Annotated in this window: 10 protein-coding genes; 4 read left to right on the top strand and 6 right to left on the bottom strand. The window is 73.8% G+C overall.

Going from position 1 to position 13,789, the window contains the following annotated elements:
- Positions 1 to 49 precede the first annotated feature (49 nt).
- Both ACTWP5_RS07975 and metH read right to left on the bottom strand, forming a co-directional pair.
- On the bottom strand, positions 50 to 784 hold the full coding sequence (locus ACTWP5_RS07975; RefSeq protein ID WP_443220063.1) for an HAD family hydrolase: 735 nt from the start codon (positions 782 to 784) through the stop codon (positions 50 to 52).
- Positions 785 to 920: 136 nt separating this feature from the next.
- Positions 921 to 4,448, bottom strand: coding sequence for a methionine synthase (metH, locus tag ACTWP5_RS07970; protein ID WP_443220062.1), 3,528 nt, complete (start codon positions 4,446 to 4,448; stop codon positions 921 to 923).
- Between the two features lie 437 nt (positions 4,449 to 4,885).
- Here metH and ACTWP5_RS07965 point away from each other — a divergent pair, with 437 nt between their 5' ends.
- The 4 genes from ACTWP5_RS07965 to ACTWP5_RS07950 all read left to right on the top strand — a co-directional run bounded on the left by ACTWP5_RS07965 (position 4,886) and on the right by ACTWP5_RS07950 (position 9,516).
- A complete protein-coding gene (locus tag ACTWP5_RS07965; RefSeq protein WP_443220061.1) occupies positions 4,886 to 5,650 on the top strand; it encodes an IclR family transcriptional regulator in 765 nt (254 codons plus the stop codon).
- Between the two features lie 175 nt (positions 5,651 to 5,825).
- Positions 5,826 to 6,638, top strand: coding sequence for an MIP/aquaporin family protein (locus ACTWP5_RS07960; RefSeq protein WP_443220060.1), 813 nt, complete (start codon positions 5,826 to 5,828; stop codon positions 6,636 to 6,638).
- Positions 6,639 to 6,694: 56 nt separating this feature from the next.
- On the top strand, positions 6,695 to 8,227 hold the full coding sequence (gene glpK, locus ACTWP5_RS07955; RefSeq protein ID WP_443220059.1) for a glycerol kinase GlpK: 1,533 nt from the start codon (positions 6,695 to 6,697) through the stop codon (positions 8,225 to 8,227).
- A gap of 275 nt (positions 8,228 to 8,502) precedes the next feature.
- Positions 8,503 to 9,516: a PAC2 family protein gene (locus ACTWP5_RS07950; RefSeq protein WP_443220058.1), complete on the top strand. Its 1,014-nt coding sequence runs from the start codon at positions 8,503 to 8,505 to the stop codon at positions 9,514 to 9,516.
- A 118-nt stretch (positions 9,517 to 9,634) separates the two neighbouring features.
- Here ACTWP5_RS07950 and mshC read toward each other — a convergent pair whose 3' ends face one another.
- The 4 genes from mshC to ACTWP5_RS07930 form a co-directional block, all read right to left on the bottom strand.
- Positions 9,635 to 10,864, bottom strand: coding sequence for a cysteine--1-D-myo-inosityl 2-amino-2-deoxy-alpha-D-glucopyranoside ligase (gene mshC, locus ACTWP5_RS07945; RefSeq protein ID WP_443220057.1), 1,230 nt, complete (start codon positions 10,862 to 10,864; stop codon positions 9,635 to 9,637).
- 224 nt (positions 10,865 to 11,088) lie between these two features.
- Positions 11,089 to 12,072, bottom strand: a complete 984-nt coding sequence (locus ACTWP5_RS07940) for an SCO1664 family protein (RefSeq protein ID WP_443220209.1) — start codon at positions 12,070 to 12,072, stop codon at positions 11,089 to 11,091.
- Positions 12,069 to 12,662 (bottom strand): DUF3090 domain-containing protein, encoded by a 594-nt coding sequence (locus ACTWP5_RS07935; RefSeq protein ID WP_443220056.1) that lies wholly within the window; start codon positions 12,660 to 12,662, stop codon positions 12,069 to 12,071. The genes ACTWP5_RS07940 and ACTWP5_RS07935 overlap by 4 nt, the downstream gene beginning before the upstream one ends.
- Before the next feature lie 171 nt (positions 12,663 to 12,833).
- Positions 12,834 to 13,532 (bottom strand): MSMEG_4193 family putative phosphomutase, encoded by a 699-nt coding sequence (locus ACTWP5_RS07930; RefSeq protein ID WP_443220055.1) that lies wholly within the window; start codon positions 13,530 to 13,532, stop codon positions 12,834 to 12,836.
- Positions 13,533 to 13,789 lie beyond the last annotated feature (257 nt).

Genomic DNA, 13,789 nt, shown 5'->3' with positions numbered 1-13,789 from the left:
GGAGGTTACGCCTCCGGTCCGGGGGCGGTCGCCGGGGAGGTGAGAGTCGTCACGCCGCGCCGCCGGCCGGCGCGTGGACGGCGGTCCGCGGGAGGGCCACCAGGGAGCGGAGGAACGCGACGTCCACCTCCGCCAGCGACGGCACCACGGTGCGCCCCGCGGCCGGCGGGATCGGGGCGACGGAGGGCACCGCGACCACCCGGCAGCCGGCCGCCTCGGCCGACGCCACGCCGGTGGCGGTGTCCTCCACGGCGACGCAGCGCCGGGGGTCCGCGCCGAGGCGGGCCGCTGCCGCCAGGTACGGGTCGGGGTGGGGCTTGGTGCGGCGCAGCTCGTCCCCGGCGACGGTGACGGCGAAGGAGTCGGCGCCCAGGGAGGGCAGCATGCGGTCGATGACGGCGCGGTGGGAGGCCGAGACCAGCGCGGTGGGCACCCGGTGGGCGGCCAGCTCGGTGAGCAGCCGCCGGGCCCCCGGCATCAGCGGCACGCCCCGTTCGACGCGGCGCAGGAAGGCGGCGTTCAGCAGGTCGCGCGCCTGGTCGAGGGTGAGGTCGGCGCCGGTGACCTCGATGAGGTACCCGGCGCTGCGCGTCATGGGCCCACCGACCACCACCTGGCGGTGCTTCTCCGCGAGGCGGTGTCCGAGGCGTCCGAAGACCTCCACCTCCGCGTCCCACCAGAAACCCTCGGTGTCCACGAGCGTGCCGTCCATGTCGAGCAGCACGGCCTGGGGTCCGGGCCCCGACGGGACACCGGCGTCGAGAACAGGCAGGGAACGCGCCATCCGCGTGCACCTCCAAAGGGCTCCGTGAGGGGCCAGAAGGCCGGCCATCCCCCACGCCGAGAGGGATGGCCGGCCTGTACCGGACCGACCAGTCTACGCCCGTAGGCGCACGCCCGCCCGGCGTGCGACACGCGGGTCAGCGAGCGTTGAAGTACGAGGCCTCCGGGTGGTGCAGCACGATCGCGTCGGTGGACTGCTCGGGGTGGAGCTGGAACTCCTCCGAGAGCGACACCCCGATCCGCTCGGGCCCGAGCAGCTCCGCGATCCTGGCCCGGTCGGCGAGCTCGGGACAGGCCGGGTATCCCAGCGAGTACCGGCAGCCCTGGTACTCGGTGCGGAACATGCCGGCCAGGTCGTGCGGGTCGCCGCCGGCGATGCCGAGCTCGGCGCGGACCCGGGCGTGCCAGTACTCGGCGAGCGCCTCGGCGAGCTGCACGGACAGGCCGTGGAGCTCCAGGTAGTCGCGGTAGGCGTCGGCGGCGAACAGCTCCGCCGTGGCCTCGCTGACCCGGGGACCGACCGTGACGGTCTGGAGGGCGACGACGTCCCGCTCGCCGCTGGCGGCGGGCCGGAAGAAGTCCGCCAGGCACAGGCGCCGCCCCCGGCTCTGCCGGGGGAAGGTGAAGCGGGTGCGCTCGGTGCCGTCCTCGTCGAGGATCACGAGGTCGTCCCCCTCGGCGTGGCAGGGGAAGTACCCGTAGACGACGGCGGCCTCCAGCAGGCCCTCGGTGTGGAGGCGGTCCAGCCAGCCGCGCAGCCGGGGCCGGCCCTCGGTCTCGACCAGCTCCTCGTAGCTCGGTCCGTCGGCGGAACGGGAGGCCCTCAGCCCCCACTGGCCCTTGAAGAGGGCGTCCTCGTCCAACCACTCGGCGTACTCCTTGAGCGGGATACCCCTGACCACCCGGGTGCCGGTGAACGGCGCCCGGGGGATCGGCACGTCGGTGGCGGTGTCGGAGCGGGCCGGCGCGGCGGCGGACCCGGCCGGCTCGGGCGTGGCCTCGGCCGCCTCGCGGCGGGAGACGCGGCGGCGGCGCAGCTCGGGGAGGGTGGCGCCGGGCACGCCGCGCTTGACGGCGACGAGGGCGTCCATCAGCCGCAGGCCCTCGAAGGCGTCGCGGGCGTAGCGCACCTCGCCCTCGTAGATCTCGTGCAGGTCCTGCTCGACGTAGGCCCGGGTGAGGGCGGCGCCGCCGAGGATGACGGGGAAGTCGGCGGCCATGCCGCGCCGGTTGAGCTCCTCCAGGTTCTCCTTCATCACCACGGTGGACTTCACCAGCAGGCCCGACATGCCGATGACGTCGGCGCGGTGCTCCCTGGCGGCGTCGAGGATGGCGGAGACGGGCTGCTTGATGCCGAGGTTGACGACGGTGTAGCCGTTGTTGGTGAGGATGATGTCCACGAGGTTCTTGCCGATGTCGTGGACGTCGCCGCGGACGGTGGCCAGCACGATCGTGCCCTTGCCCTCGTCGTCGGACTTCTCCATGTGCGGCTCCAGGTGGGCCACGGCGCTCTTCATCACCTCGGCCGACTGGAGCACGAAGGGCAGCTGCATCTGTCCGGAGCCGAAGAGCTCGCCGACGGTCTTCATGCCGTCCAGCAGCGTCTCGTTGACGATGTCGAGGGCGGGCCGGGTGGTGAGGGCCTCGTCGAGGTCGGCCTCCAGGCCGTTGCGCTCGCCGTCGATCACGCGACGCTTGAGGCGCTCCTCCAGCGGCAGCGCCAGCAGCTCCTGGGTCTTGCCGGCCTTCAGGGACCTGGCGTCCACGCCCTCGAAGAGCTCCAGGAAGCGCTGGAGCGGGTCGTAGCCGGGGCGGCGCCGGTCGTGGATCAGGTCGAGGGCGACCTCGACCTGCTCGGGGGCGATGCGCGCGACGGGGAGGATCTTCGCGGCGTGGACGATGGCGGAGTCGAGGCCGGCCTGGACGCACTCGTGGAGGAAGACGGAGTTCAGCACGAGGCGGGCGGCGGGACTCAGGCCGAAGGAGATGTTGGACAGGCCGAGCGTGGTCTGCACCCGGGGGTGGCGCCGCTTCAGCTCGCGGATGGCCTCGATGGTGTGGAGGCCGTCGCGCCGGGACTCCTCCTGGCCGGTGCAGATCGTGAAGGTCAGGCAGTCGATGATGATGTCGGACTCGGCGATGCCCCAGGTGCCGGTGAGGTCGGCGATCAGCCGCTCGGCGATGGCGACCTTGTCCTCGGCGGTGCGGGCCTGGCCGTTCTCGTCGATCGTGAGGGCCATCAACGCGGCGCCGTGCTCGACCGCCAGGCGCGTGACCTGGGCGAAGCGCGAGTCGGGCCCGTCGCCGTCCTCGTAGTTGACGGAGTTGATCACCGCGCGGCCGCCCAGGGCCTCCAGCCCGGCCTGGATCACGGCCGGCTCGGTGGAGTCCAGCACGACCGGGAGCGTGGAGGCGGTGGCGAGGCGGCCGGCGAGCTCGCGCATGTCGGCGACGCCGTCGCGGCCGACGTAGTCCACGCACAGGTCGAGCAGGTGGGCGCCCTCCCGGATCTGTTCGCGGGCCATCTCCACGCAGTCGTCCCAGCGGCCGTCCAGCATGGCGGTGCGGAACTTCTTCGAGCCGTTGGCGTTGGTCCGCTCGCCGATCGCGAGGTAGGCGGTGTCCTGGCGGAACGGCACGGCCTGGTAGAGGGAGGCGGCGCCGGGCTCGGGGCGGGGGTCACGCGGCGCCGGGGCGAGGTCGCGGGTCCGCTCGACGACGTGCCGCAGGTGCTCGGGGGTGGTGCCGCAGCAGCCGCCGACGAGGGAGAGGCCGAACTCGCTGACGAACGTCTCGTGGGCGTCGGCGAGCTCCCCCGGGGTGAGCGGGTAGTGCGCGCCGTCCCTGCCGAGCACCGGCAGGCCCGCGTTGGGCATGCAGGAGAGCGGGACGCGGGCGTGGCGGGCGAGGTGGCGCAGGTGCTCGCTCATCTCCGCGGGGCCCGTGGCGCAGTTGAGGCCGATCATGTCGATGCCGAGCGGCTCCAGCGCCGTGAGCGCCGCGCCGATCTCGGAGCCGAGCAGCATGGTGCCGGTGGTCTCGACGGTCACCTGGAGGAGCAGCGGCAGCTCGGTGCCGGCGGCGGTCTGGGCGCGGCGGGCGCCGATGAGGGCGGCCTTGGCCTGGAGGAGGTCCTGGCTGGTCTCGACGAGCAGCGCGTCGGCGCCACCCTCGATCAGGCCCTCGGCGTTGCGCTGGTAGGCGTCGCGGAGCGCGGCGAAGGTGACGTGGCCCAGGCTCGGCAGCTTGGTGCCGGGGCCCATGGAGCCGAGGACCCAGCGCTGCCGGCCGTCCCGGGTGGTGAACTCGTCGGCGACCTGGCGGGCGACGTGGGCGGCGGCGTGGGAGAGCTCGGTGACGCGGTCGGCGATCTCGTACTCGGCGAGCGCGCTCAGGTTGGCGCCGAAGGAGTTCGTCTCGACGCAGTCCACGCCGGCCTCGAAGTAGGCCCGGTGGACGGAGCCCACGATGTCGGGGCGGGTGACGCTGAGGACCTCGTTGCAGCCCTCCAGCTGCTGGAAGTCCTCCAGCGTGGGGTCGCTGGCCTGGAGCATGGTGCCCATTCCGCCGTCCGCCACCACGACCCGGGAGGCGAGTGCCTCGCGCAGTGCGGTGGCGCGTTGCTGCTGGCTGGACAGGGCGGACGACGGGCTGGGCGTGGTCATGGGCGGGCTCTCCCTGGGTGCGACGGCTGTCGGCTATGCGCCGCCCCGCGGGCGGGCGCACCCAGCCAGCGTAACGGCCACCGGCGGTGGCGCCCCGGCGATTTTCGGCGAACGGCGGATCGGCGCGGCCCGGCCGTGGCCCGAAAGGGGCCGGTCGTGGCCCGAACGGGGCCCGGGCCGGGCCCCGTGCCGGCCTTAGACTCGTATCCGGCTTTCCCGAGGATGTCGGCATGGCCCGTCGGGAGTCGGCAGTGTCGAACGCACTGTCGATGACCAGGGCGTCCGCGACGCCTCCGTCCTCGCGGGCCCACCACCACCCCACCCCACCCGGTCGCGGGACGGTGCCGGACGACGGTGCCGGACGGGGGCGGGCGGCGCGCACCCGGCACACGCGGCACACCACGGGCAGACAGGTCCACCGGCAGAAAGGCAGCGCGATGGCGCGGACCATCCAGTCGCTGGAACGGGCCGCGGCGGTGCTGCGGCTGCTCGCCGGCGGCGAACGGCGTCTGGGCCTGTCCGACATCGCCTCCGCCACGGGCCTGGCCAAGGCGACCGCCCACGGCCTGCTGCGCACCCTCCAGCAGCAGGGCCTCGTGGAGCGGGACGGGGCCTCGGGCAAGTACCAGCTCGGCGCCGAGCTGCTGCGCCTGGGCCACAGCTACCTCGACGTCCACGAACTGCGCTCGCGCGCCCTGGTCTGGACCGACGACCTGGCGCGGGCCACCGGCGAGAGCGCGTACCTGGGCGTGCTGCACCGGCGGGGCGTGCTGATCGTCCACCACGTCTTCCGCCCGGACGACAGCCGGCAGGTGCTGGAGGTCGGCGCGATGCAGCCGCTGCACAGCACCGCCCTGGGCCGGGCGCTGGCCGCCCACGACCCGGCGGCGCGTCGCGAGGCGGTCGAGGGCGGGATGGCGGCGATCACCGAGCTGACGGTGACCGATCCGGCCGAGTTCGACCGGGGGCTTGAGGTGGTCCGCTCCCGCGGCTGGGCGAGCGACGAGGGCGAGACCTGGGACGGCGTGGCCTCCATCGCCGCGCCGATCCTCGACCGCCGGCGGGTGGCGGTGGGCGCGGTGGGCATCACCGGGGCGGTGGAGCGGATGCGGTCGGGCCGCGCGCTCCAGCCGCGACTGATCGCGGCGGTGCGGGAGTGCGCCCGCTCCGTGTCACGCGATCTCGGCGCCGGGCGCTTCTAGCACATTTCGGGGAGAATCTGGAAAAAGAACCAGGACGCCGCCTGCCGCACACCCCCTTGACGGCGGCCCTACCCAGAGAAAAACTGCCGGTCAGCGGTCGACATTGCCGAACATCGTGCGGGTGTTCTGGCCGCTTGACCGCACATCTCTGGACGACGGACAAAGGAGTCATCGGGTGTCCAGCTCCGACATCTTCTTCGGCGAGCTCCTCGGCACCGCCACCCTGATCCTGCTCGGCGGCGGCGTCGTCGCCGGCGTCGTGCTCAAGAAGTCCAAGGCCTTCGGCGCCGGCTGGGTCGCGATCACCTTCGGGTGGGGGTTCGCCGTGCTCTGCGGCGTCTACGCCTCCACGCACATCTCCGGAGCCCACATCAACCCCGCGGTGACCTTCGGCATCGCCCTCGACACCGGCGAGTGGAACGACGTCCCCACCTACGTCGCCGGACAGATGGTCGGCGCCATGATCGGCGCCACCCTGGTGTGGCTCGCCTACTACGGGCACTTCGAGGCTCACCTGCGGGACCGTGAGATCGTCGGCGGCTCCGACACGCCGGGCCCGGCGGCCGTGGAGGAGCCGATCGTGCCGGAGGGGCGCCCCTCGTCCGACCCCGACGCGCCCGGCCCGGTCCTCGGCGTCTTCTCCACCGCCCCCGAGATCCGCAACCCCGTGCAGAACCTCGCCACCGAGATCATCGGCACCGCAGTCCTCGTCCTGCTGGTCCTGGCCATCGGCATCAACGAGGGACTCGCCGTCTCCGGCACCGGTGGCCTGATGGTGGCGCTGGTCGTCGTCGGCATCGGCCTCTCGCTCGGTGGCCCGACCGGCTACGCCATCAACCCGGCCCGCGACCTGGGCCCGCGCATCGTCCACGCGCTGCTGCCGCTGCCGAACAAGGGCGGCTCCGACTGGAGCTACTCCTGGATCCCCGTCGTCGGGCCCCTGATCGGCGCCGCGCTCGCGGCCGGCATCCACAACCTCATCAACTGACGACCGACGCTCCGTCCCACCACGAAGCCGCACCCGTTCCGACCAGGAGCCGCCGTATGAGCGACACGTCCCCCGCCCCCCGCGAGTACATCGCGGCCATCGACCAGGGCACGACCTCCAGCCGCTGCATCGTCTTCGACCACGCCGGCCGCATCGTCTCGGTCGACCAGAAGGAGCACGAACAGATCCTCCCCCGGCCCGGCTGGGTCGAGCACGACGCCATGGAGATCTGGACGAACGTCCAGGAGGTCGTCGCCGGCGCCCTGAGCAAGGGCGGCATCACCAAGGACCAGGTCAAGGCGATCGGCATCACCAACCAGCGCGAGACCACGCTGCTGTGGGACAAGGCCACCGGCGAGCCGGTCCACAACGCCATCGTCTGGCAGGACACCCGCACCGACGCCCTCTGCCGCGAACTCGGCCGCAACGTCGGCCAGGACCGCTTCCGCCGCGAGACCGGCCTGCCGCTGGCCTCGTACTTCGCCGGACCCAAGATCCGCTGGCTGCTGGACAACGTCGAGGGCCTGCGCGAGCGCGCCGAACGCGGCGAGATCCTCTTCGGCACGATGGACTCCTGGGTCATCTGGAACCTCACCGGCGGCGTCGACGGCGGCGTGCACGTCACCGACGTCACCAACGCCTCCCGCACGCTGCTGATGAACCTGCGCACGCTGGCGTGGGAGGAACGTATCCTCAACTCCATCGGCGTGCCGGCCGCCGTGCTGCCCGAGATCCGCTCCTCCGCGGAGATCTACGGCCACGCCCGGGGCGGCGTGCTCGACGGCGTTCCCGTCGCCTCCGCGCTCGGCGACCAGCAGGCGGCGCTCTTCGGCCAGACCTGCTTCTCGGTCGGCGAGGCCAAGTCCACCTACGGCACGGGCACCTTCCTGCTGATGAACACCGGCGCGGAGCCCATCAACTCCTACGCCGGTCTGATCACCACCGTCGGGTACCGCATCGGCGACCAGGCCCCGGTCTACGCGCTGGAGGGCTCGATCGCCATCACCGGCGCCCTCGTGCAGTGGATGCGCGACCAGATGGGGCTGATCAGCGCCGCCGCCGAGATCGAGGACCTGGCCCGTTCGGTCGAGGACAACGGCGGGGCGTACTTCGTGCCCGCCTTCTCGGGCCTGTTCGCCCCGTACTGGCGCTCCGACGCCCGCGGCGTGATCGCCGGCCTGACCCGGTACGTCACCAAGGCGCACCTGGCCCGCGCGGTGCTGGAGGCCACCGCCTGGCAGACCCGCGAGATCGTCGACGCGATGAAGAAGGACTCCGGGGTCGACCTCACCTCGCTGCGGGTGGACGGCGGCATGACCGCCAACAACCTGCTGATGCAGAACATCTCGGACTTCCTCGACGCGCCCGTGGTCCGCCCCCTGGTCGCCGAGACCACCTGCCTGGGCGCCGCCTACGCGGCCGGCCTCGCCGTCGGTTTCTGGTCGAACATCGAGGACCTGCGGGCCAACTGGAGCCGCGACGCGGAGTGGACCCCGGCGATGGACGCCGAGGAGCGCGACCGCGAGTACAAGCTGTGGCTGAAGGCGGTGCAGAGCACCATGGGGTGGCTGGAGGACGAGGAGGGCTAGCGGCCCGGCCGGGCGGGCTGGCGGCTTCCCGCCGCGGCCGGCGGCGTGCCGCCGTGAGCGCCGTTCCCGCGGGTGACACGACCTCACCCCCGTGGGAGCGGCGCTCCCGCGTGCCGCTCGCCGCACCACCCGCCGCGCCACCCGCCCACTCGCCGTCCGCATGCGTACGAGGACTCCGGCCTGGGCACGGTGACGCCGTAGGCTGGGGCCGCACGGAACACAGTCGGCAGCCGGGTCGGGCCCCACGCCCGCACCCGGCCGGAAGGAGGCACTGGGTGATCGAGCTCGAGGGGATTCCCGAGCTGGTTGACCCGGTCATGGTGGCCGCGTTCGAAGGCTGGAACGATGCCGGTGACGCCGCCTCCGCCGCGGTCGCTCACCTGGAGCGCGAGTGGAAGGGCGAGGTCTTCGCGGCACTGGACGCGGAGGACTACTACGACTTCCAGGTCAACCGGCCCCACATGTGGCTGGACAGCGGCGTCCGCCGCGTCACCTGGCCGACCACCCGGCTGTCGGTGGCGCGGGTCGGCTCCGAGGGAGGGCCGGGCCGCCGCCGCGACCTGGTCCTGGTGCGCGGCATCGAGCCGAGCATGCGGTGGCGCTCGTTCTGCAACGAGATCCTCGGCTTCGCCCACGAGCTGGGCGTGGAGCTGGTGGTGGTGCTCGGCGCGCTGCTCGGCGACACGCCGCACACCCGGCCGGTGCCCGTCACGAGCGTCACCTCGGACGAGGAGCTGGCCCGCACGCTGGACCTGGAGGAGTCGCGGTACGAGGGTCCGACCGGGATCGTCGGGATCCTGCAGGAGGCCTGCGCCCACGCCGGCGTGCCAGCGGTCAGCCTGTGGGCCGCGGTGCCGCACTACGTGTCGCAGCCGCCCAACCCCAAGGCCTCCCTCGCGCTGCTGAACTCCCTGGAGGACCTGCTGGGTGTCGGCATCCCGCTGGGCGACCTGCCCGAGGACGCACGGGCCTGGCAGCTCGGGGTCGACCAGCTGGCCGCGGAGGACAGCGAGGTCGCCGAGTACGTGCAGTCGCTGGAGCAGGTCAGGGACACCGCCGAGCTGCCGGAGGCGTCCGGCGAGGCGATCGCGAAGGAGTTCGAGCGCTACCTGCGCCGCCGGGACGGCTCCACGCCCCCGGGAGAGCCGGGATCCTCCGGGAGCGGGCCCGGCTCGTACCTGCGGGACCCCGGGAGCGGACGCACCCGGCCGCGCCGCCGTCCTCCGGCCTCGGAGGGCGAGCAGGGCCCGCCGGACCCGGGCGGCTCGGACGACGCGGACGACGGCTGAGAAGGGCTTTCGACGACGGCCGGGGAGCGGCGGGCGGATCCCGCGCTCCCCGGCCGTGTGGTCGTCCTGGTCACCGCGCCGCCGGCGGGTGACGGTGGCGGCGCCGCGCCCGCTGGTGCTACAGGGCCACGCCCAGCAGCGCGTCCACCGCCCGGGAGACCACGCCGGGGGCGCCCGCGTCGTCGCCGCCCGTGGCCGTCTGCGTCTCGGCCCAGCGGTCCACGGCGGCGAGCGCCGTCGGCGCGTCGAGGTCGTCGGCGAGCGCCGCGCGGATCGCGTCCACCACACCGTCGGCCGGCGGCCCCTCGGGGCGGACGACGGCCGCCCGCCAGCGGTCGAGGCGGCGCAGGGCCTCCCGGAGCACCTCGTCGGTCCACTCCCAGTCGGCGCGGTAGTGGTGGGCGAGCAGCGCCAGCCGGATCGCGACGGGGTCCACGCCCTCCTCGCGCAGCCGGGAGACGAAGACCAGGTTCCCCTTGGACTTCGACATCTTCTCGCCCTCGTAGGCGACGAGACCGGCGTGCACGTACGCCGTGGCGAACGGGAACTCCCCCGTCAGCGCCTGGGCGTGCGAGGCACCCATCTCGTGGTGCGGGAAGGCGAGGTCGGACCCGCCGCCCTGCACGTCGAAGCCCATGCCGAGGTGCTCCAGCGCGATCGCGACGCACTCGATGTGCCAACCGGGGCGGCCCCGCCCGAGCGAGCCGCCGTCCCAGGAGGGCTCTCCGGGCCGCTCGGCGCGCCACATCAGGGGGTCGAGCGGGTTCTTCTTGCCCTCGCGCTCCGGGTCGCCGCCGCGCTCGGCGGACAGCAGCCGCATGGCGGCGGCGTCGAGGTGCGAGACGCCGCCGAAGTGGGCGTCGGAGGCGACGGAGAAGTAGACGTCGCCGTCGAGCTCGTAGGCGGCGCCCAGCGAACGCAGCCGCTCGACGAGCGGGATGACCAGGGGGATCGCCTCCACGGCGCCCCGGTAGTGACGGGGTGGGAGGACGCGCAACGCGGTCATGTCCTCGCGGAAGAGGGCCGTCTCGCGCTCGGCCAGCTCCCGCCAGTCCATACCGGTGGCGGCGGCGCGCTCCAGCAGCGGGTCGTCGACGTCCGTGACGTTCTGCACGTAGTGCACGTCGTGCCCGGCGTCGAGCCAGACCCGGTGGACGAGGTCGAAGGCGGTATAGGTGGCGGCGTGCCCCAGGTGGGTCGCGTCGTACGGGGTGATGCCGCAGACGTACAACCGGGCCACCCGGCCCGGGGTGAGGGTCACCCGTCCGCCGGTGGAGGTGTCGTGAACCGAGAGGTCACGACCCCGACCGGGCAGCGTGGGAACCGTGGTGGCGGGCCAGGCATGCATGGCGTTCAGCCTAACCGGCCGCCCACGGAAGGCACGAACGGGTTGACGGGGGAACGGGCCTCGGGGCGTCGGTCCGCGGCGCCCACACGAGACGGGTCCCGGCACGCGGTGCCGTGCGCCAGCCCCGGCGTCGTCGCCGCGGCGGCCTCACGGCGTCTCACGGTCCTCGCGGTCCTCGCGGTCCTCGGTGTTCTCCCGGTGCCTGGCGGCGCCCTCGTGGGGCCTCAGAGGATCGGCCAGGGGATCGCCGGCCACTCCCCGCCCGGCCGCGGGTACCTGCCGGTGCGCAGCAGCGTGGCCGTCCGGGCGCGCAGCGCCTGGCACTCCCCCTCGCTGAGCAGCTCGCGCAGCCGGACCAGCAGCGGGCGGCCGTCGGCCAGCTCCGCCAGCAGCCCGCGCAACGCGGCGAGGACGGGCTCGGGCATCGGCTCCCCCGCCCAGCCCCACAGCAGGGTGCGCAGTTTGTCCTCGGTGTGGAACGTCACGCCGTGGTCGATGCCGTAGAGCCGGCCATCCGGCAGCGGCAGCAGGTGACCGCCCTTGCGGTCGGCGTTGTTGATGACGGCGTCCAGCGCGGCGAGGCGCCGCAGCCGCTCGTCGTCCGCGTGGACCAGCAGCGCGGTCCGCCCGTCGTCGACCTGGGCACGCACCACGGCCCGCCAGCCGGGCTCGGGGCTCTCGGCGTCGACGAGGGCGAGGAGTTCCCCGACGCCGTGGCCGTCCTCGTCCGTCTCCGGCCCCTCCGTCTCCGGACCGCCCGGCTCCTCGTCCGTGTCCCGCACGTCCCGGGTTTCCCGGCCGTCCGCGGCCGACGTGTCCGCGTTCGAGGCGTCCGTGTCCGAGGCGTCCGTGTCCGGGTCCGTGTCCGGGACGTGGGGACCCGGGCCGATCCACAGCTGGCACATGCCCTCGCCGTAGGGCCCGTCGCGCAGCACCGTGGGCGGCACCAGCTGCCAGCCCAGCGCCCGGCAGACCTCGTAGGCGGCGACCTCACGGCGGGCGAGGGTGCCGTCGGGGAAGTCCCACAGCGGGCGCTCGCCCGCGACGGGCTTGTAGACGCAGCGCACGCGGCGGTCGCCGAGGGTGGCGGTGGCGTAGAGCACGGCGTTGGAGGCGTCGGCGAGCCGGCCGTGGACGACCAGCTCACCGCGGGCCAGCACCTCGGTGACACGGTCGGCGGCGTCGGGCGCCCGGTCCACCGGGGTCATGCCCTGCTGCGGCGGTATCCGTTCTGGCGCGGGCATACGTGTCCCTCCGGGTCGAGCGGCAGGCTGCACAGCGGGCACGGCGGCCGCCCGGCGTTGACGACGTCCATCGCGCGCTTGGCGAAGGCGCGGGCCATGGTGCCGGTCAGCCGCACCCGCAGCATCGGCGGGCCGTTCTCGTCGTCGCGCAGCAGGCGCTCCTCGGCCTCGGCGAACTCCTCCTCGGACTCGGCCTCCAGCTCCACGAGGGCCTGGGCCTCGACGATCATCCGCTCGCCCTCGCTGTCCCAGGCCAGGGCCATGGTGCCGACCCGGAACTCCTCCTCGACGGGCGTCTGGAGGGGGCCGGAGTCGGTGAGCTCCGAGGGGGCGACGGCGGGGACCGAGGTGTTCCCGCCGGAGCGGCGGACCACCTCGTCCAGCAGCTCCTCGATGCGCTCGGCCAACGCCGCCACCTGTGCCTTCTCCAGCGCGACGCTGGTGGTGCGACCCGCCGCCGACGCCTGCAGGAAGAAAGTACGACGGCCAGGCAGTCCGACGGTCCCGGCGACGAAGCGTTCGGGAGGGTCGTAGAGGAACACCTGACGGGACACGCACTGCTCCGTAGGACTCGTGAGTGGATGGGTGGTCGAGGGTCGAGCGGTCGAATTCGGTGGAAACGTGTCGGAGTTGCTGGGTGTGAGGCTCGGTGGGTCGTGCGGCCGGAACACTGGCACCCTACTGCGCGGGCGCCGTGCGCGCTGCGGCGGCGTGCTCGGGCGCTCTCAGGCTCCGCCGCCCACGGGCGCCTGTTCGCTGTCCGTGGTCTCCTGCCGCGCGGTGGCCTCCTCGCTGTGCGGCACGAACTCGCTGAGGTCCCCCGTGTCGCCGAAGCGCAGCAGCATCGGGATCGCGCCGTAGCGGACGGCGGTGATCGACGCCGGGTGCGGGAGGATGCGCTGGAAGAGGTCGAGGTGGAGGCCGAGGGCGTCGGCCACGAGTGCCTTGATGTTGTCACCGTGGGTGCACATCAGCCAGACGGCCCGCTCGCCGTGGTCCCTGGCGATCCTGGCGTCCCACTCCCGTGCCGCCTCCACCACGCGGGCCTGCACCGCGCGCAGCGACTCGCCGCCGGGGAAGACGACGCCCGAGGGGTGCTGCCGCACCGTCGCCATCAGCGGCTCCTCGGCGAGCTCGCCGAGCGTGCGGCCGGTCCACGCGCCGTAGTCGCACTCGACGATCCGCTCCTCGGCGTGGACCGGCAGCTCGGGCCGGGCGGCCCGCAGCGGCTGGAGGGTCTCCACACAGCGCTGGAGCGGGCTGTGCACGGCGGCCACCAGCGGGATCCCGGCCAGCCGCGCCGGCAGGGCGGCGGCCTGCGCGGCGCCGTACTCGTCCAGGCCGACGCCGGGCGCGCGACCCGCCAGCAGGCCGGAGGAGTTCGCGGTGGTGCGGCCGTGGCGCAGGAGCAGCAGGGTGGGCATGGGCCCAGCCTAAAGGCTGTCCCGCACTCCCTGGTGGGTCAGGGAGCGGCGTCCTGTTGGTTTCGATTGCAAGGCGGAGGAGCGAGTCAGCCTTGCGGGCTGGCGACCGACGACAACGCGGCAGGGGGAGTCGCAGGGCGTACTCCCCCAGACCGCTCCGGGTCCGGACGGCGCCCCCCGGCCGCCGCTCCGTGACTCCCCGGGAGTGACGGGCGCGCCTCCAGGGCGCGCCCACGACGTCCCGCCGGGGCCGCCCG

Source organism: Streptomyces sp. 4N509B (genome assembly GCF_052245655.1).
Classification (GTDB): Bacteria; Actinomycetota; Actinomycetes; order Streptomycetales; family Streptomycetaceae; genus Streptomyces.
This window is presented reverse-complemented; position numbering and strand designations above follow the sequence as displayed.

Bases quoted from the DNA above. Each gene is read 5' to 3' on its own strand.
- ACTWP5_RS07975 (WP_443220063.1), bottom strand. From the start codon at position 784: ATGGCGCGTTCCCTGCCTGTTCTCGACGCCGGTGTCCCGTCGGGGCCC.
- mshC (WP_443220057.1), bottom strand. From the start codon at position 10,864: ATGCATGCCTGGCCCGCCACCACGGTTCCCACGCTGCCCGGTCGGGGT.
- glpK (WP_443220059.1), top strand. From the start codon at position 6,695: ATGAGCGACACGTCCCCCGCCCCCCGCGAGTACATCGCGGCCATCGAC.
- ACTWP5_RS07965 (WP_443220061.1), top strand. From the start codon at position 4,886: ATGGCGCGGACCATCCAGTCGCTGGAACGGGCCGCGGCGGTGCTGCGG.
- ACTWP5_RS07940 (WP_443220209.1), bottom strand. From the start codon at position 12,072: ATGACCCCGGTGGACCGGGCGCCCGACGCCGCCGACCGTGTCACCGAG.
- ACTWP5_RS07930 (WP_443220055.1), bottom strand. From the start codon at position 13,532: ATGCCCACCCTGCTGCTCCTGCGCCACGGCCGCACCACCGCGAACTCC.
- metH (WP_443220062.1), bottom strand. From the start codon at position 4,448: ATGACCACGCCCAGCCCGTCGTCCGCCCTGTCCAGCCAGCAGCAACGC.